The sequence below is a fragment of the Microbacterium sp. genome (assembly GCF_051860965.1).
Classification (GTDB): domain Bacteria; phylum Actinomycetota; class Actinomycetes; order Actinomycetales; family Microbacteriaceae; genus Microbacterium.
Genome location: NZ_JBIMKU010000001.1, coordinates 472384 through 491038 on the forward strand (window position 1 = coordinate 472384; position 18655 = coordinate 491038).

Here is an 18655-nt window from a genome sequence, read left to right on the forward strand (position 1 = left end):
GAACGGATTCGTCCATTTCAGGTTACATCGGCGCTGCGATGGCTGGCGCGCTGGCCACACGCGCGCGACCACCTGCAGGTTGTCTACGCGCGGGCAGCCTGGGGAACTTCCCTGGCCAGCATGACGGCGACCGCGGCAAGAAGGCTGCCGGTGATGCGGCGCTGCCACTTGAGCCAGGACGGGCGGGTTCCGATGAATCCTGCGATCGTCCCGGCGGCCAGCACGATTGCTGCGTTGACGATCACGCTGACAGTGATCTGGACTGTGCCGAGCGTGAACCCCTGCGCAATCGGGTTGCCGTGCGATGTGTCGATGAACTGCGGGATGATCGCCAGGTACATCACCGCCGCCTTCGGATTCAGCAGGTTGGTAAACAGCCCCATCCGGAAGAGCTTCCCGTGCGTATCGCGGGTGAGCGGTCCGGGTTCGAACAGTCCTGTCCCTCCTGGGCGGAACGTCTTGAACGCGAGCCAGGCGAGGTACAGCACTCCTGCGGCCTTCAGACCGATGTAGAGCCACGGAACCACAACGAACACGACACTGAGCCCCAGGTTCGCCATCGTCATGTAGGTGAGGAATCCCACGCCCGTCCCCGCCAGCGAGACCAGACCTGCGATTCGCCCCTGAGCGATACTGCGCGACACGAGATAGATCATGTTCGGCCCAGGCGTGAGCACCATCACCAACGCCGCCAACCCCATCCCGCCGACCGCGGCCCACGGGAGTCCAGTACCCAGCACCGTCATAGTCAGTTCCTTCCAACGATTCACGTTCCAGTGTGATGTAATGCCCTTATGCATCTCAACCCTTACGGCGAGTACGCGGTCCTGCTCGCCGCGTCACTGGCAAACGACTGGCCCGAAGATCGAGCGGGCATTGTCGACCGTGCGGAGTCTTATGGGATGCAGACGCCGTTCGCGAATCCGCAAGCGGACGACTACACCGGTGTCCGCAGGGTAATCGACCGATGGCTCGAAGTCGTTGATGAACCTTTGCCGCAACGACGCGCCGACCTCCTCAACCAACACCTCGCAGAGGCGGCCGCCTACCCGCGCCTAACCGACCACCATGATGAAGGCTGGCACCTCCACTATCGAGACCAAGACCAAGCCCTGCCGCATGTGCTGGAGGCCGTCATCAGCGTCGGCACCGCACTCCACCTGACAACGCGGGGAATGCACCGCCTTCACCGATGCGACGCCGGCAAAGTCCCGGGTGACCCGTGCCACAACGTCGTGGTAGACGTCACGCGCAACGGCCGCCAGCGGTACTGCAGCGTCCGCTGCGCCAACCGCGCTGCAGTACGTCGGCACCGCGCGCGACACGCGTGAACATGGAGACCTGACTACGCCCGGCCACCCACATCGCAATGAGCCTCATCGCCAGCAGCACCGGATCCCACACGCCGGTAGCGGCATCGTCGCCTCCCGCTGGCCCGCTCAGAAACGGAACTACGCCTCTCGACCTCCTCGAGGAAGGCGCCGACGCCGGGGAAAGTACGGCACCAACGTCGCATGCCGTGGCTCCACGAGCGGGGCGGCAACGCGGCTGACTCGCCCTCACCGGAGTCGGTCGACGCCCAGGTTCCAGATGGTCACGTTCGGTTCCGCGCCGTCGTGGCGAGCGGCGTACTCATGGAGCGCGTCCGTGCGCACGTGCTCCGGGTCCTCGCCGTCCGCGAGTCGGCGGATGAGCGGAGCCATCCATTCCCATCCCTGATCGACGAGCCGACTGGACCACCGCGACAGGAACCCGTCCGCCGTCCAGACTCCCGCGTGATCGTCGGGACCGTACCTCTCGCCGGTCGCGACGAGGCGCTCCTCGAACGCGACCCAGACGAACACGGAGCGGTAGGGCTGCGGCGTCCACCCAGCGAGCTCGGTGAACCGAACCGGGGACGTCATGCTTCCGTGATGCGCACAGGCGAGCGACTGGTCAGAGTCGGTCGTGGTTCGCCGGACTGTTCTGCACGAGCCACCTCCCCGTGAACGGGTAGACGAGGTCGACCGGATCCACCGTAGAAGCTCCGCACGCCGAGGTTCCAAAGAAGGTTGTGCAGGTTCGTGTTATCGCTGTACCCGAGGAACGGCTTCGGGTTCGCCGCGATCACGGCGGCATCGAAGTGCGGAATGACAGTGATCTGGTCATCACCACCGATGGCGGCCAGCACCGCGCGAATGCTCCGATCCGCGAACACCGCGTTCACGTCTGCCGCACGGGCTTCCGCGCTCGCGCCGAGTTGCCGCGTCGTGGGGTACTCGACCGGGATGAACCCGGTCGCCTCCTTCAGACGCCGCATCGCTTGCTCGTGGAGAACGGGCGAAATCGCTGGGGCGGCGAATGCCGGCGAGATCACGGCGACACGATCACCCGGACGGACTTTGGGAACGGCTTCAACGAAGCTGCGACCATCCACCGATTAGACCAGACTCCCGCACCGCGGCCCCGTTCGTCGGAGAATACGCCCACTTCGAGCGTATCTACACGCGGCCCCTTGGCTGGCGCGCCAGCGGCGGCGGGCGGCGGGCAGCGGCGGCGGCGGCGATTACGTCCCCACGACACTGCAATTCGCAACTCGCTCGAAAGACCTCGTGGAATTGGCATCTCGTATCGAGAACCTTCAACTGCCGGTCGTGTCGGCCCTCAGGCCTCTCCCGGCCTTGAACTGACCACGATTACCTTGGGTTCGACTGGTGCTCCGTGGGAACCCTTCACATACGACGCGATCCAGATCAGTCGGGTGCGCACGTGGCCGTCGTCGTCGAGCCCGAGTGAGGGGTAGGGCTGTCGCCGCCAGTGGCCGCGAACCGACCAGGCCGCACGATCGGGCGGCTCGCCGTCGCTCCCCTCTCGATAGACGGATACGTGATCGCTGCCCGCTTGCACGCGCACGATCGTCAGCTCGCCCTGCGGCTCGCCGCTGGGCACGACGACGCCTGTGACGCGTTCCGACTCAGTTATGCCGCCCTGGGCCATTAACGCCCACACCGCGGCAAGCAGTTTCTGTTCCGGTCGGGTGTCATCCCAGACCGGGACGAATGGCACGCGGCCGGACAGCTGCGGCCCGACCTGTTTGACATTGACCGCGCCGGATCCCGCAACGCCAGCAACGTATGTGCGTATGCGCCACATCGAGCCGCCCTGCCGGTACCAGACCGCGCGGACATGGCGGTCGCTGTCGCCCGCCCGCTGCATCACGATCGGGCGCGCGAAGAACCAGATCGCGTTGATATGCACGGGCAGCGGATCGAGAACGTCCGCGTCGACGAGGCTGTCGACAGCCAGACGCAGAAGCTCTTCGTGAAGGAGGAACGCTTCTTCGGGACGATCCGACCCCTCGCCGACCGCCGCGACGACGGACGGCACTTTGTTGGCGGTGAAGAGCTGTGCGCGAGGGTTGATGCGGGGCGGTTCACCGGCGCTAGGGGGTGGCACCCGCACGAGCGAGTCCGCAGCCAATCGTTCACCAGGATGCCCGATCGTCTTCAGCGACCTTCCTAGCCAGACGTGTTGATGGGCGAGGTCGAAGGCGATGTAGAGATTGGGTGGCGTCCACCCGCGAGCGACATAGTCGCGGTCAACGTCCCGCAACGGCGCCAACAGCCTCCGTGCATCCGAAGCGTTGAGCACAGTGGGTGGCAGCGGCCCGCCCGACAGGGTGCAGAACCCGTACCGCGCGACGGCGTCACGGTTGTGGAATGCGACGATGACTTCGTTACCCTCGGGCAGCCGAGCGGCAACGGTCAAGCCCGCCGCGATGGTGGGGATGACGCGACGGATTGCGTCGTCATGCTGCTCCCGAATGCCTTGAGCAAACCTCGACCGGCGGCGCGCTGGCTCCACACCCCGCCGCCGCTCCGGCACAGCCCCGCCACCATTCAAATGCACTCGCACCTTGCGAGCGAGCGACTCACTCAGCTGCGCCTCAGGGCGCACTTCCGCCTCACCCAGGCTCCGCAGCGCGTCGAGCACGGTGCGCACGTCAACGCCGAGCTCATTTGCAACCTCGAACACTCGGCGTCGGTACACGAAGTCCATGATGACTTGCCGAGCGTCACCGCCGAACCGCGAAGGCCGCCGACATAAAGCGAGGACAGCCGAGTGCCGATCAGATGCACGCCCCACCTGAACAGCGGCGGCCGCGCCGGCGGCCCTCGAGGTAGCTCCTACCCGCCCACTGTCTATGCCGGTGCGTCTCCTTCGATCTATGCCGGTGCGTCTCCTTCGATGGTGTCGAGACGCAGGGAGGCGACCTCGTCGATGCGGTTCCCTGACGAGTAAGCATTGCCGCTGAGATCCAGGACCCATACGGCGGTGTCCCGATGGGTGGCGTAGTCGCCGGCGTCCTCGTCGAGGATCTCGACGCTCTCGAGCTTCACGAGGCACGTTGCCTGGGCGGTGTAGTTGATCCATAGATCGCGCGACTTTCGCTCGATCTGCACCCCTTCCACGTTCACATCCAGTAACAAGACTTCAAGCACATCAGCAACGTCGAACTCGGTCTTCGCTGCCAGCGAGTGAGTGAAGTCCTTGGGTGTTCCGCCTGCCAGCACCGCATCCTGTACCGCGTCGTGAAGCTGTCGCTCCTGCTCGTAGTCCAATGAGCCCTCGTCATCGAGGAACTGCCCGGGAACCTTGAAATCGGAGATGCTTTCAAGGATCTTCACCTCCCACTCCACATCGAGTTTCTCGATCTCGGCCAAGAGTTCGCGCCGTCGCGCTGGTCCGAACGCACGCTTGTCAGCCGACAGAAGAAACGCGTGCGGATCTTCGGGTTCGCACGTGAGAAGCAGATCGACAAAGACGTACCAGTGCAGCGCGTCACGGTATCCGTTGCCCTCCCTGTCGAACGGTGCCGACCGTGAGATCGCCCGCAACGCGACCTCACGATGCTCTACCTCCGGGTAGCCGACGATCTCTGCACCCATCTGTTCGAGGCGCGCCCGCAGAAGACTCTCGTACTCGGCGGCGAAGGACTCTGAAGCGTTGATGGCTTCCTGGACGAGTTCCCGTGACCTCGGCGGCCATGTCTTGAGAGCCTTCTTCGCCTCGCGTTCACGCAATGCTGCACTGTCGCGGTACCGTGCCACGGCTTCATCGACCGCAAGCTCGGGCACATAAAGATCGAGCGCTTCGGAAGCGACCGCATCCGCGACGGCGTCCCACTGCCGCCCGCGCAGAAGCGGATTGCCGACGATCACGTTGGCGTCAAGCAGCAAGAACACAGCTCGACGGTACCCGGTGGAGTGTCAAGGTGAACGTGGGGCCGCTCCGATGAAGCAGAGCTCGTGATTCGTTACAGGTTCAGCCCGTGAGCACGCGCCAGCAGATCGGCGACATCGTTCAGCCCCTGATGGCGGAGGTAGGGGATGAAGTGGGTCATGGGTGGCTGATTCGAGCGGTACGGGTTCGGGTCTGCACCGTCATACAGCCCACCCCCAGGCAGCGAGGAGAGACCTCCGCCAGGAAGCGTAGACAAGCCGCCCCCGGGAAGCGTCGACAGACCACCGCCAGGAAGCGTCGACATACCGCCACCAGGGAGCGTGGATAAACCGCCACCAGGAAGGGTCGACAGGCCACCACCTGGGAGTGTCGACAGACCACCGCCGGGAAGCGTAGAGGCCCCGTCACCCGGCAGGGTGGACAAGCCGCCACCAGGAAGCGTCGACAGGCCACCGCCAGGAAGCGTCGACCGGTTGCGTGGCCAGGTGTTTCGTTCAGTCATCCGATCAGCGTGCCCCATCTCCCGCACCAACTCCAGCGGCCCGCGCGACGCACAGCTCGGCGTCCTGTCAGGGCGACGATAGAGTCGGCGGTGAGCAGCGCGTTCCATGGACACCGCTGTCGCGACGGAGGTCGGTCGATGACGGACGCGGTGCAAGCGGACACACGGGTGGACCCCCGTCAGCTTCTTGGCGCGTGGGCGAACAGTTCCGACGAATGGGTGCGGTACATCGTGCGCGTCGTACTCACCGGAGCTGGCCCTCTCAACTCCGACGAAGAGGACCACGCGTACACGCTGTTCCGGCAAGAGAAGGCGCTGGACGCCCGGGAACTGTCGACCGAGGATCAGCTCGCGATGATCGACGGGGAGGACGAGGCGCTCGAACCTTTGACCGTGACCTCACTGTCAGAGGTTGCGGGGGTGAACGCTCTGATCGGTGGTGGGGTCATCGAACCGCATCAGGGCCTCACCATTCTGTTCGGTGAGAACGGCACCGGCAAGACCGGGTACTCGAGAATCTTCAAAGCGCTTGCTGCCAGCCGCACCGCGGACGTCATCCTCGGGGATATCGAGGCGACGGCGCCGCAATCCCCGTCCGCGACGATCGGCTACCAACTCGGAGCGGAAGCGAAGACGTACGCCTGGACAGGGCAACGGGGGGTTGCCCCGTTCACGCGCATCTCGATCTTCGACAGCCCATCGGTGAGCTTCCATGTCGACGAAGACCTCGAGTATGTGTACGTCCCCGCCGCGCTTGCCTTGTTCAACCACGTCATCGCCGGAATCAAGGCCGTCCAGGCCCGCATTGATGCGGCAATCAGCGACCTGCGATCCGGCCCCACAGGACTGCTGGGCCGATTCCCGCGAGCGGCGTCGGTGTACCCGCTGATCGAGACGCTCGGCGCCGCGACAGACCTGGACCAGCTCAGGGCGATGGCCGACCACCACACCGACGCTGATACCCGCATCGGGACACTGCGCCGCACCGTGGCCGCGCTGGAGGCCGACACGATCAGCGCCGAGATCACCCTGCAACAACGCGCCGAGCGTGTCCTAGCCGAGGCGAGCACGGCCGCACAGATTCTCGGTCGGTTCAGCCCCGCCACGTACAGCAGCGAGCTCACCGCCCTGGCGTACCTGCAGGAGGAGTATCGAGCCTTCCGCGCGGCGCTGTTCGAAGCGGCGGACCTGCCCGCCGCCCCCGACGACACCTGGACCCGGTTCATCCAGGCCGGTGAGGAGTACGAAGCACACCTGAGCGCACACGACGCGCACGACGCAGACCGGTGCCTCTACTGCCGCCAACCGCTCAGTGACCCGGCACGGGCGCTGATCGGAAAGTATTCCGAGTTCCTCGAGGAAAAGATCGCCGGCGACATCGAAGCCGCCAAGGGGCGGCTCAGCGCCCTGACCTCACCCGTGTTCGGCATCCGGACCAGCGATGTCGACGCCTACGCGCGCGACCACGCCACGAGCAACCCGCAGCCCGTGTTCTTGCCACTGCTGGAACGCACGCTCAGCACTGCCACCGCGCTCCTTGACCACCTCCGCGACAACACCCCCGTCACAGCCGACCTCCTGGCTCACGTGGCCGCCGACGCAGATGGCCTCACCGAAGCACTCGAGACCACCAGCGGCGCCCTGGTGGAACTGCGAGGACAAGCCGCGCGGCGCGCGGAAACACTCGCTGAGAAGAAGAAGGAACTGGTCGAACTCGAAGCTGCCGCCGAACTCGCCCGGTCCTGGGCGATCATCGAACAACAGGTGCGCGACGCGAAACAAGCCGACCGCCTCGCACTGCTCGCCAAGCCCATGCCTGCGCTACTACGCGCGGTCACTGGCCTTGCCAAAACCGCGAGCGACCAGATGATCAACGAAAGCTTCGACGCGCTGTTCGCCGAAGAACGCACCGCGCTCCGTGCACCCGAACTTCAAGTCGAGTTCGTGGGCCGTCAGGGACGAGCGCACCGCCGCAAGGTCCTCACCGGCAAGCACAAGCCGTCGAAGGTCCTCTCCGAGGGCGAGCAGAAGGTTCTCGCGATGGCGGACTTTCTCGCCGAAGCACGCCTCGCCGGCATCACCGCACCGGTGATCTTCGACGACCCGGTCTCCAGTCTCGATCATCGCCGCATCAACGAGGTCGCGCAGCGTGTCGCGGCACTCGCCGACACGACCCAGGTGATCGTGTTCACCCACGACATCTTCTTCGCCACCACACTGCTGAACCTGATGGCAGCGTCCAAACGATGCTCGTACTTCCACATCACCGACGAGGACGGCAAGGGGCAGGTCACCCGAGCTACCGGGCCCCGCTGGGACAGCATCAGCAATCTGAAGAAGAACATCAACGAGACCATCCAGGCCGCCAAGTCCCAGCAGGGTGATGCGCGCGCCGCGCTCGTACGCACCGGCTACGACTGGATCCGGGCCTGGTGCGAGGTGTTCACCGAAACTGAGCTGCTGCAGGGGGTGACGCAGCGTTACCAGCCCAACGTGCGGATGACCGCGCTACCGAACATCAAGACGGCCGCCCTGCCTGCCGCTATCGAGACTGTGAACCGCGTGTTCGAAGAAGCCTGCCGCTACATCGACGGACACTCCCAGCCGCTCCCCACCCTGAACGTCAGCCCCACTCTGGCCGGCCTCGAGGCGCACTGGGCAGAGTTGAGCGAGGCCAGAGCCGCGTACCTCAGCGCCGGCGCGTGATTGGCCGTCGTTCGGGTGGGAGGAGACCCCGGCCTCGACAAGAACGCTACGTACCCCGGGCTGCCGACCCCGACCACATACCGCCGAGGGCATCTGGCGGATGAGGGTGCCCAGGCGCACGCATCCTCGCCCTCCTCGAGCCCCCGTCCGCCCGCCAAAGCGGCACCGTGTCGTCGGTATAGGAGATACTGGCGACACCTGAGGCCGGCAGGGGGGACCCGTTGACAGCAACACCACAGCAGTTGGCTGAAGCCGTCGACACCAACCCGACTCTTCGTCTTCTCGGCGCATACAGTCGCGACTGGGTCCTGCCGCTGTTCGCCACCCACCTGGGGACCATCGATGGTTCCGTCTCCGCGGAGTGGTTCCATGAGCGGGTCGCTGAGACCATCGACGCCTTGCCGAGCATGACGGGAGATCGTACTCCCGCCGAGCACTGTAAAAAGTGGGTCGAGGACCGGTGGCTGGAAACGGAGATGGACGCTGGCCGCCTGCGATACCGGCTCTCCGCCTACTCGCTGCGAGCCCTGCAGTTCGTCCGTGAGATCGTCGACGGTGAAACCACTGTCACCACGGCTCGGTTAGAGAGCATCGCGCATGCCGTCCACACGCTCGCGGATATGACCAACCCCGACCGGCGCGTGCAGGTTCGTCGGATCGATCGGGAGATCTCCCGGCTCAAGAAGCAGCGGGACGACATCAAGTCTGGTCGGACCCGGCTGTCTACCGTGGAGGAGCAGCAACAGCAGCTGCGTGAGATCTTGGCGATGACCCGCACGCTGCCTGCGGACTTCCGGCAACTGCGCACCCTTGTCGAGGACCGTCACCAGCGAGTCGCCCGACGAGCGATGGCCGACGGTCCTACCAAAGCAGAGCTCGTCGAGGACTACCTCCACGAGCACGACCTCCTCGGCGACACCCCCGAGGGCCGCTCCTACCAAGGGTTTTCGAGGCTGTTGACGTCCAAGCAGGCCCAATCCATCCCGGACGACATCGATCAGATCCTCTCCCAGGAGTTCGCCCGCGAGCACATGACTGTGACCGAGCGGGCGCAGCTCGAGACGATGTTCTCGACCCTGCTCGCCGCGCAACTTCGCGTACAGCAGAGCTACGTCAAATGGACCTCGTCACTGCGGCGCTTCCTCACCAGGAGCACACACGAGAAGCACCGGCGCCTCCTCGCCCTCGCTGACCGGGCGCTCAGCGCCGGCGCCGAATGGGTCGAACGGCACCCCGGCCCCGCGGTGATCGACAGCGACGTGCTCGGCATCGGAACGATCGACACCACCGACATCTCCCAGACCCAGTTTTGGATCGACCGGGGACCTCAAGAGGTTCAGGTCCGCGCGATCTCGCCGCACGCAGACCTCCCGACTGCGGATCGTGAGGCGTTGCGGCTGGCGGCTGGGACGAGCCCGAGAGTCGTCGCCCGGACCGTGAACCGGCTGATCCGTGAGCGCGGTGCGGTGACCGGCAGCGAAGTCTTCGACGCGACGCCGCCAGACTTCCGACGGCTGGGAGCACTCGTCTCCCTCCTTGATCTAGCCATCACCTACGGCCAGGTATCAGACCACATCAGAGATCGCGTCGCACTCCAGCCCGCGCAGGAACGTGCACTCCACGTCGCGCTCCCCCATCTACGCTTCGACACACCCATCATGATCGGTGAGCACGAATGAGCGACGGACACGGCACCACCGATACAGGAGAGCTAGCGCCTGACGCCCCCGAGGATTTCCCTGACGGTGCCCGCCGCGCGCTCGTCGTGCTTCTCACGAACCGGTTCATCACCCGGACGAGGAATCGCGCCGTGTGGGACATCCTGCGTGGGTATGAAGAAGAGATCCGCGGCCGCCTCGCAGATCTCTACCTGACACTGGAGATCGACCACGACCACGGCGTCGCATTCAAACGGCAGATCATGGAGGAGGACACTCCCCGCATCCTCCGCAAAGATCGCCCGCTCAGTCGCGACGCCTCGTTCCTGCTCATCTTTCTCTGCCAGGAGTGCGCCCACGCCGACCCCCAGGACGAGCTCGTCGTGGTCACCCGGGCTCAGATCGACGAGTTCCTTAGCGCCTACCGCCAGGATGACGACGGCGACCAGGCGAAGTTCGATCGTCGCGTCACCGCCGCCATCCGGCAGCTGCAGGATCTGCGGCTGCTCAACCAGGACCCTGACGCCGACTACCTCTACACGATCTCGCCAGTCGTGGTACCTCTTGTCGGTGTCGATGAACTGACGCGGCTGGAAGCGGCATACCGGCTCGGGGCAGGCGCCACCGCAAATGACGGGAATGGCACCGAAAACTCAGCCCAGCTCCTTGACGAGGAGTCCTGATGCTAATCAATGGGCAGTTCCGCATCGAGAAGGTCCAGGTCCTGAACTGGGGCGGATACTCCGACCTACAGGTCATGCATGTCGAACGTGCCGGCACCGCGATCCTCGGACCGTCCGGACGCGGCAAGTCCACCCTGCTCGATGCGATGGCCTCGGTCATCCTTCCCAACCCGCAAGAGTTCAACCAGGCCGCACGCGACGACAAAGGCCAGAAGCGCGAGCGCACCGTATACACGTACGCGCGTGGGCTCACTGACCGGCGGCGTGACGAGAACCGACGCTCCGGCACAACCACCTACGTGCGTCCACCCGGCACAAACGGGTTCGCCAGCGGCGCTGCGATCACGTGGGCTCATGACGATGGCCGACGGGTCACGGTGTTTCGACTCGCATGGGTTGCCAGCGACACCACCGGCGCCGACGCGATCAACGCGAATACGATCTACGGGTTCGTCTCCGGCGACTTCGACCTGGACCGCCTGAACGGGCTCACCGGTGTCCGCTCCGGCTCATCGCCCCTGACCAAGACGACGCTCAGCGGCCTGATCGACACCAGCCGCGGTGATCTCGTCGATTCCTCACAGAGCAAGATCCACGCGAAGATGCGCTCCGTGATGGAGATGGGCAAGTCCGACGAATCCCAGCGCCTTGCCATGCACCTGCTGCGCCGCGCCCAGGCCTCCAAAGGCATTTTCAACATCAACGCGCTGTTCAAGGAGTTTGTGCTCACCGAGCCGCTCGCGCTCGACCGGTGGGGAACCGCGCTCGAGGCGTACCGAGAGGCGTCACGTCTGTATGACGAGTACGAAGCCACCCGACGCCAGCTGGAGACCCTCACCCGCCTCCCTCAGCTCGCCGAGAAGTACCAGCACGCGGGCAAAGACCACACACGCAAGACTTCACTCCTCTTGGAGCGGGCCGAAGGGACCCCCGCGCGCCTACGGATCTGGCACGCCCACAAGCTCCTCGACTGGTTGCGCGCACGGATCGATGACAATCGCCTGACGACGGCAGAGACCAACGAAGATCTGCAGGCAGCGAACACGCGAAGGACACACGCGAAGACAACGTTCGACAACCTCCTGCTCAGCCTCACCTCGGCCGGCGGAGACAAAGCACCCCTCCTCAAGGTCCAACTCGACACCGCCCAGCACAACCTGGACCGGATCGGCATTCACCGCGCAGCCGTCTCCCGTCGCCTATCTGAGTTCGACCGCACCCTGCCCGCCTCGCAGGGTGATCTGTTGCTTCTGCAGGACGACCTCAGCGATATGCGCACCCAACTGGAGACCCAACAGATCGCTCTTGACGCCGAGGCCAAGGCTGCGGTGCTCCGCGCGGGCATGATCGCCGGACAACGGAAGTCGGTCGCACACGAGCTGCATCAACTCAGCTCCCGACGATCCAACATCTCTCCCGAGGCGGCTCAGCTGCGCGCCGACATCGCCGCAGCTACCAACGTGCCGCTGGACCGGCTGCATTTCTTCGGTGAACTCATCCAGATCAAGGCCGAGCACCAATCATGGGAGGCTGCCGTCTTCAGTGTTCTGCGCGGCGTCGCCAAGGATCTCGTCGTCGATCAGGAACACTTCATCACCGTTCGGCGATTCATCAATGAGCATGACACCCGGATGCACGTGTCGCTCGTTCCCGTTCGCGAACAGGGCTCTCAGCGCGAGCCGGTACCCGGCACCGTACCGGCGATTGTCGAACTGGCGGACTCACCGTTCGCCCCGTGGGTACTCAACGAGCTCGTCGACCGATTCTCCTACCAGCTCGTGGAACGCGACTCGGATCTGGACACCAAACGTGCGTCACACCTCAACGGCGCCGTCACCCGCGCAGGGATGCGCACCGCAGCATTCGGACGGTTCGCGAAGGACGACTCGGTACAGAGGTACTCGTTCATCGGCTGGGACACCGCCGATCTACGCCGCGACCTTGAGCAGAACCTCGCGTCGCTTACCGCGGAACTGGCACCCGCTGACGCCGCGTCCAACACCGCTCAAGCCACACGCGACGACGCACGCGATCGGGCACAGCGCCTCACGACACTCCTCGAAGAACTCGACTGGTCATCCATCGATACGGCACCTGCAGCCGACCAGGTGCGACAGCTCCAAGAGGAGATCGCCGAGGCCAACACCCCCGAAGTCACCGAACTCCAGAAGCAACTGGACGACGCGCGAACAGAAATGACCGAGTCGGAGCTGCACGCACGCGAGATCGAGACGAAGCTCACGACTCTGAACGCAGCGTGGGGAGTGCTGGTCGACCTGGAAGACGAGTCATCTCTTCTCATCGACGACTCCGCCGTGTTGGACGCCGACGAACGCGAGGCCACCGGCACACTCGGATTCCTCGCACCTCCCGTCGATGTCACGACGGCGACGGGTCGCGCGCTCCGTGCGGCAATCGAAGCCAGCTACGGGCAAGCGGCCACGGATCTGCAGAACCAGCTCGTCTCACTCAGGAAGGAACGCGAAGCACTCGAGACCGCTGTCCTCGCCACCATCCGTGCATTCCGCGGCCTGGAGGATCGAAACCAGAGGGAAATCGACGAGAGCATCGACAGCCTGCCGGCGCTGCTCTCCATTCACGACCAGCTGCTCACCGATGACCTCCCCCGCACCAAGCAACGCTGGCTCGAGCAGGTCGACCAGGACATGAACACACAGCTGCGAGGACTTCTCGTCCAGATCGATGACGATCGCCGCTCAATCGTCCGAGGCCTCGCCCCCATCGATAGGGTTCTCGAGCGTGTGGCGTTCCGCGTCGACTCCACCCTCACGATCGACGTCTCCGACAAACCCAGCGGTGAGCTCAACGAGTTCCGCTCCACGATCTCGGAGTACACCAGCAACACCCGGAGCCTGACCCGGTTTCCCGGACACCTGAGTTGAGGCGATGATCGTCTCGGAAGGAGTCCGTGAGATGCCTGCTGCACACCCGCCGGAGTTCCGGCGTCGAGCCCTGGATCTTGTCGCCCAGGGAAACCCTGTCGGTCAGACTGCGCGTGATCTTGGGATCAGTGAGTCGTGTTTGCGGAACTGGATGAACCGTGACGCGGTCGACTCCGGCCGCAAGGCCGGTGTCACGACCGATGAGCACAAGGAGCTCGTCGAGTTGCGCCGCCGGAACCGGGTGCTGGAGATGGAGATCGAGATCCTCAAGCGCGCCAGCGCTTACTTCGCCAGGGAGAACGTGCTCCCAAAATAGGGTTCCGGCTGGTCCAGGAGCTCGCCGCCGACGGTATTCCCGTCGCGGTGGCCTGCCGGTTCCTGAACGTCTCAAAGTCCGGCTTCTACGAGTGGCTCGGCCGGCCACCATCGCGGCGTGCGGTCTCGGATGCGGAGCTGACGACCACGATCCGACGGATCCACGCCGATTCCCGTGAGACCTACGGGGCACCGCGGGTGCTCGCGGAGCTGCGCCTCGGTCTCGGCGTTCACGTTGGACGCAAACGTGTCGCTCGGTTGATGCGGATCGACGGGCTCGTGGGCGTCTCGCATCGCCGCAAGCGACGCGGGTGGAAGCCTGCCACCGCAACCCACGAGGATCTCGTGAAGCGGCAGTTCCGGGCGGACGCGCCGAACCGGCTGTGGTTCTGCGACATCACGCAGCACCGCGCGAGAGACGGCTGGGTCTACTGCGCCGCTGTGATCGACGCGTACTCGCGGCGGATCGTGGGCTGGTCGATTAGCGACCGGATCACTGCGGAGATCGTCGTCGACGCGCTCGAGATGGCCCGCTGGCGACGCCGACCCGAGCCCGGGGCCGTGGTTCACGCGGACCGAGGAGCGCAATACACCTCATGGCTCTTCGGCCACCGGCTCCGGCAAGCCGGACTGCTCGGATCGATGGGCAGAGTCGCTTCCAGCGTCGATAACGCGCTCATCGAGAGCTTCTGGTCAACGATGCAACGCGAGCTCCTCGACCGCACCAACTGGACCTCGAAGACGCAGCTCGCGTCCGCGATGTTCGAGTGGATCGAAGCGTTCTACAACCCCACCCGCCGGCACACCGCGCTCGGCAACCTCAGCCCCGTGGAGTTCGAACGACTTCACATCCCCGCCGCAACCGCGGCATGATCAACAAAGAGAAACCGTCCGGGAAACCGGGTCAGGCTCCCCCTCCACCAATCCATCGAACGCGACGCGGAGAAGATCGAACGCGACTTCAACCGGCTGCGCCGCAAACTGGCCCTCCTCGACGACCTCACCCGAACCGGCGAGAGCTGGCGTCGCCGCGTATTCGACGCGCGCGAACACGTCGAGTTCAAGGCAATCGAGAAGAGAGCCGACGGCGTCGAAATCGTGCACGACGGTGTCTCCGGGATGAGCGGCGGGGAGGGGCAGGAACTCATCGCATTCATCCTCGGCGCAGCCCTGAGATATCGGCTGGGCGAAGGAACGGACGCCCCTCCCACCTACGCGTCGATCGTGCTCGATGAAGGATTTGTCAAAGCCGATAGCGACTACACCGGACGGGCCCTCGCCGCCTTGTCCGCGCTCGGGTTCCAGCTCATCATCGGCGCGCCGCGTGAGAAGGCAACGGCGTTCGAGTCCCACGTGGAAACCGTCGCATACATCAACTCCGACCCAGCCAACCCGCAGGGCGTGCGCATCTTCGAGATGACGATCAGCGAAGCGCTCAGTATCGAGGAAGCCGCGTGAGGAGCCCCGCAGACGTTGAACGTCTTATCACCACCCGCTACAAGTCGTCCTGGCGCGCCTGGCTCACACAATCCTCCCCTGAACAGATCACCTTCCCCCTCCAGCCACCCACCGCGTCAACCATCCCCGCACAAGAAGAGGCCGTCCGGACGTGGCTACATGCGTGGCGTGCCTGGCACGACCTGCACCCCGCTACCAGCCTGCGAACCGCGACCGTCCGCACGGCCGCTGGCGCTCAGGTCGTCTACACACACATCGACATCCCTGGGCCAACAGCGCTCGCTGGACTCGACCCCGCGACCGCTAACCACTGGCAGACCGCGATTTCCCGCTACCCCCAACTGGCAGACCTCGACGTCTCCACCGACCAGCTGCGGCCGATCCTGCCCCGCATTGTCGACCTCGACGATTACGACTTCGAACTGCTCCTGCGCGTCGTGGAATGGTTCCGCAACAACCCCGCATCCGGGCTCACCGCCCGCCAAGTCCCTGTCACAGGTCTCCACACCAAGTGGCTGGGACGGCACAAGGCGATCGTCATCTGCCTGCTTCGAACCGACATCCCCAACCGGGTGGCTGATCTTGGCGCAGAAGCCGTCGACCCTGAACTCGACATCAACGACCTCGATCTACTCGGACTGCGGCGACTGCCGAACCACGTCGACGTCATCCTCGCCGACCCCGCCGACCGCCGACTCGTGGGCGGCATCCGCCAACTCCGAGCACCCGTCGAAGAAGTCGCCGGCCTCCCCCTCACCCCCGATGACGTCCTGATCATCGAGAACAAGGAGGCCGCGACGCCAATAGAGGACCGAGCAGGGCTTGTAGTGATTCATTCGCTTGGCAACTTTCTCGACGTGCTCGACGCGCTCCCATGGCTGCGGTCCGCACGCACCTGGTACTGGGGAGACCTCGATCGAGCCGGGATCACACTGCTGTCGCGTGCCCGGGCTAGGGTGCCCGAGATCGCCTCCCTACTCATGCACGCCGACACTGTCCGGGAGTTCGAACCACTCGCGAACGCCGACCCGAGCGGTCGCGTAGACCCACCCGAACCAGTCCTCACGCAAGATGAACGTGCCGCGCTGGAATATCTCGACGCTGGACAGCCGCCGCTCCGCCTCGAACAAGAACGCATTCCATGGCACACAGCGCAAACCACCATCAACCTGGCGATCGACCAGGCCGCTGTCCTCGATTAGCGCTCGTGTGGCACCATCCCAGACCACCTCGAGGACACCCCGACGTGGACGGGCTCTGATCCCCGATGCCGTGGACACCGCGTCATCGGCATGACAGACTGCTCTGTTCTGCTGGAAGGGGAACCACCGTGCCGCACACAGACGACCACACCGACTGGGAACAGATCATCCGCGACATGATCGCGCGGAGCAGCGAATCCGCACCTACCGAGCCAGGCGTGTACCGGATGCCGTGCGGGAACTGCTACGTCGACTTCTTCCGCACCTCGGACGGCACCGAAAGTTGGCTCGTCCCCGGCGACGAGCGCAGCTACACTCGCGACACTGTCGCCATCGACCGGCACGGCGACCACCCGTGGGAGCGGATGTACACCCTCGGCCACGCCGCCGCCGAGATCCGACGCCGCGCGACCGCCGACGATACGCCCGTCGAGGTGCTGGTCGAGCAGCTGGCGGCGATCGCCGCGGTGGAGGACGCGGCCGAGGCGGAGGAGATCGCCCGCATCGCCCGGGAACGTCCCGCCGACAGCCCGGACGTCCCGCTCGCCGATGTCGCTCGGAAGTTCGGGATCGATCTCGACGAGCTCTAGCGATACCTGTCGTCGCCTACTGGCACGCTAGAGACACCAGATCATGCGAGACACCGATCACCTGCGAGAGGGGCGTCGTCGTGAACCTGTATCCGCGGTTCGACTTCGACCAGGTCGACTTCGTCACCGCGGACACCCACTTCAGCCACGCGCGGATCAGCGAACTCGCGGATCGCCCGTTCGCAACGGTCGACGAGATGAACGCTGAACTCATCCGCCGCTGGAACGAAACGGTCAGTCCGACAGAGGTGGTGCTCCACCTCGGAGATGTCGCGCTCGGCCCGATCGAGGAATCGATCGGTATCACCGCGCAACTGCACGGCCGCCGATTCCTGGTCCCCGGAAACCACGACCGGGTGTCACCGGCGACGCAGTCGAAGAAGGCGATCGAACGGTTCGCGGCGCTCTACGAAGCGGCCGGTTGGACGATTCTGCCGGAGGTCATCGAAGGCACCCGACGCGGGTATCGGATCCTCGCTTCTCACTACCCATACAAGGGCGACTCGCAGGAGTCGGATCGGCACACCACCCATCGACCGCGCTGGGACGACGGGATCCCACTCCTACACCCACGCCCGCGACCACGGACCGAACGGGCACCAGTTCCACGTCGGCGTCGACGCCCACGGCTACACGCCCGTCCCCTTCACCGAAATCGACGCGTGGATCCGCGGCCTCCCAGACGCCGAACCATGGCTCGACATCGCAATCCGTGAGGCCCGCCAGACCATTACCGACCTCGACGGCAGCGAAACCTCAAACTCCGACGCGCTGTTCTACACGATGGGCTACAACGAGCTACGGGTCGCGCTGGAAGAACTCCTCGGCGCGTTCGACTCCGCCCACCCCGACTCGCCCCCGGGGACTGTCTAGGCGCGGGACTTCCGCGTCGGCGTATACCGCGTGGGCCCGAGTGTAAACAGTTCGCCTGCCGCGGGACCTGATCGGAGGGTACGCGGTTCCCGTCGGAAGCGGATCCATCCGCGACGCCGCCAGTGCACCATCGTCAGGTACCGCACCGACGCCGAAGACCACGCCTCCTGACGCTCCGCGGCGTCGGGGTCGTGGGCGGCGAGCTCCGCGAACACCTCACGGAAGGTCGGCGGCTGACCACGCTCGCGGGTGTGGCGGTGGATGAACCTCACGGCGCGGCGCGCCCACACCGGCGCTGTCTCATCAGCGGTGAGTTCAGTGAACAGCGGCACGAGGTGCGGTGCCGACCACGGCTTCTCGTACACTTCACCGTCGTTCGACACCACCCTGCAGCTCCCCTCAGCGGTCATCCCAGATATACCGCCGCCGAGCCCAGCCAGGGGCGCGGGCGTCGTCAGAAGGATGATCCTCGCCAGGGGAGGATGTCAGTGTCTCGCGTGGGGCGGTCGGCGAGGATGTGCTCGGCAACGGCGCCGCATCGA

General features: G+C 65.1%; 18 protein-coding genes. 11 read left to right on the forward strand and 7 right to left on the reverse strand.

Going from position 1 to position 18655, the window contains the following annotated elements:
• Nucleotides 1-83: 83 nt before the first annotated feature.
• On the reverse strand, nt 84-746 hold the full coding sequence (locus ACTIFV_RS02200) for a LysE family translocator (protein WP_228480872.1): 663 nt from the start codon (nt 744-746) through the stop codon (nt 84-86).
• A gap of 48 nt (nt 747-794) precedes the next feature.
• Between ACTIFV_RS02200 and ACTIFV_RS02205 the strand changes: the two genes are divergently transcribed.
• Complete coding sequence (locus ACTIFV_RS02205; RefSeq protein WP_138174574.1) at nt 795-1331, forward strand: CGNR zinc finger domain-containing protein; 537 nt, start codon at nt 795-797, stop codon at nt 1329-1331.
• Nucleotides 1332-1559: 228 nt separating this feature from the next.
• Here the strand turns inward: ACTIFV_RS02205 and ACTIFV_RS02210 are convergent, their stop codons facing one another.
• The 4 genes from ACTIFV_RS02210 to ACTIFV_RS02225 all read right to left on the reverse strand — a co-directional run bounded on the left by ACTIFV_RS02210 (nt 1560) and on the right by ACTIFV_RS02225 (nt 5225).
• Nucleotides 1560-1904: a hypothetical protein gene (locus ACTIFV_RS02210; protein WP_138174576.1), complete on the reverse strand. Its 345-nt coding sequence runs from the start codon at nt 1902-1904 to the stop codon at nt 1560-1562.
• On the reverse strand, nt 1901-2416 hold the full coding sequence (locus ACTIFV_RS02215; RefSeq protein ID WP_138174578.1) for an LD-carboxypeptidase: 516 nt from the start codon (nt 2414-2416) through the stop codon (nt 1901-1903). Before ACTIFV_RS02215 ends, ACTIFV_RS02210 begins: the two co-directional genes overlap by 4 nt.
• Before the next feature lie 227 nt (nt 2417-2643).
• Nucleotides 2644-4038: a hypothetical protein gene (locus ACTIFV_RS02220; protein ID WP_138174580.1), complete on the reverse strand. Its 1395-nt coding sequence runs from the start codon at nt 4036-4038 to the stop codon at nt 2644-2646.
• 167 nt (nt 4039-4205) lie between these two features.
• Entirely contained in the window at nt 4206-5225 is a 1020-nt protein-coding gene (locus ACTIFV_RS02225) for a PIN domain-containing protein (RefSeq protein ID WP_138174582.1), read from the reverse strand.
• 638 nt (nt 5226-5863) lie between these two features.
• Between ACTIFV_RS02225 and ACTIFV_RS02230 the strand changes: the two genes are divergently transcribed.
• The 6 genes from ACTIFV_RS02230 (at nt 5864) to ACTIFV_RS02255 (ending at nt 14863) form a co-directional block, all read left to right on the forward strand.
• On the forward strand, nt 5864-8431 hold the full coding sequence (locus tag ACTIFV_RS02230; protein ID WP_138174587.1) for an AAA family ATPase: 2568 nt from the start codon (nt 5864-5866) through the stop codon (nt 8429-8431).
• Nucleotides 8432-8673: 242 nt separating this feature from the next.
• Nucleotides 8674-10110: a DUF3375 family protein gene (locus tag ACTIFV_RS02235; RefSeq protein WP_171024258.1), complete on the forward strand. Its 1437-nt coding sequence runs from the start codon at nt 8674-8676 to the stop codon at nt 10108-10110.
• Nucleotides 10107-10772 carry a DUF4194 domain-containing protein gene (locus tag ACTIFV_RS02240; RefSeq protein ID WP_138174591.1) on the forward strand — a complete coding sequence of 222 codons (666 nt, stop codon included), beginning with the start codon at nt 10107-10109 and terminating at the stop codon, nt 10770-10772. The genes ACTIFV_RS02235 and ACTIFV_RS02240 overlap by 4 nt, the downstream gene beginning before the upstream one ends.
• Entirely contained in the window at nt 10772-13675 is a 2904-nt protein-coding gene (locus ACTIFV_RS02245) for an ATP-binding protein (RefSeq protein ID WP_439591144.1), read from the forward strand. Before ACTIFV_RS02240 ends, ACTIFV_RS02245 begins: the two co-directional genes overlap by 1 nt.
• A gap of 31 nt (nt 13676-13706) precedes the next feature.
• On the forward strand, nt 13707-13991 hold the full coding sequence (locus ACTIFV_RS02250) for a transposase (RefSeq protein WP_055990899.1): 285 nt from the start codon (nt 13707-13709) through the stop codon (nt 13989-13991).
• Nucleotides 13992-13999: 8 nt separating this feature from the next.
• Nucleotides 14000-14863, forward strand: coding sequence for an IS3 family transposase (locus ACTIFV_RS02255; RefSeq protein WP_274647583.1), 864 nt, complete (start codon nt 14000-14002; stop codon nt 14861-14863).
• On the opposite strand, the gene ACTIFV_RS02260 is transcribed toward ACTIFV_RS02255, so the two are convergent.
• On the reverse strand, nt 14864-15094 hold the full coding sequence (locus ACTIFV_RS02260; RefSeq protein WP_439591145.1) for a hypothetical protein: 231 nt from the start codon (nt 15092-15094) through the stop codon (nt 14864-14866).
• On the opposite strand from ACTIFV_RS02260, the gene ACTIFV_RS02265 reads away from it, so the two are divergent.
• The 4 genes from ACTIFV_RS02265 (at nt 15059) to ACTIFV_RS02280 (ending at nt 17956) form a co-directional block, all read left to right on the forward strand.
• Complete coding sequence (locus ACTIFV_RS02265; protein ID WP_439591388.1) at nt 15059-15448, forward strand: SbcC/MukB-like Walker B domain-containing protein; 390 nt, start codon at nt 15059-15061, stop codon at nt 15446-15448. The two genes, ACTIFV_RS02260 and ACTIFV_RS02265, sit on opposite strands and share 36 nt — an antisense overlap.
• A complete protein-coding gene (locus ACTIFV_RS02270) occupies nt 15445-16650 on the forward strand; it encodes a Wadjet anti-phage system protein JetD domain-containing protein (protein ID WP_138174595.1) in 1206 nt (401 codons plus the stop codon). The genes ACTIFV_RS02265 and ACTIFV_RS02270 overlap by 4 nt, the downstream gene beginning before the upstream one ends.
• Before the next feature lie 128 nt (nt 16651-16778).
• Nucleotides 16779-17240, forward strand: coding sequence for a zinc ABC transporter ATPase (locus ACTIFV_RS02275; RefSeq protein ID WP_138174597.1), 462 nt, complete (start codon nt 16779-16781; stop codon nt 17238-17240).
• 80 nt (nt 17241-17320) lie between these two features.
• Complete coding sequence (locus ACTIFV_RS02280) at nt 17321-17956, forward strand: metallophosphoesterase (RefSeq protein ID WP_171024259.1); 636 nt, start codon at nt 17321-17323, stop codon at nt 17954-17956.
• 153 nt (nt 17957-18109) lie between these two features.
• Here the strand turns inward: ACTIFV_RS02280 and ACTIFV_RS02285 are convergent, their stop codons facing one another.
• The gene (locus tag ACTIFV_RS02285; protein ID WP_175987719.1) at nt 18110-18499 is read right to left on the reverse strand and encodes a hypothetical protein; all 390 of its coding nucleotides are present in this window, start codon (nt 18497-18499) and stop codon (nt 18110-18112) included.
• Nucleotides 18500-18655: the final 156 nt, after the last annotated feature.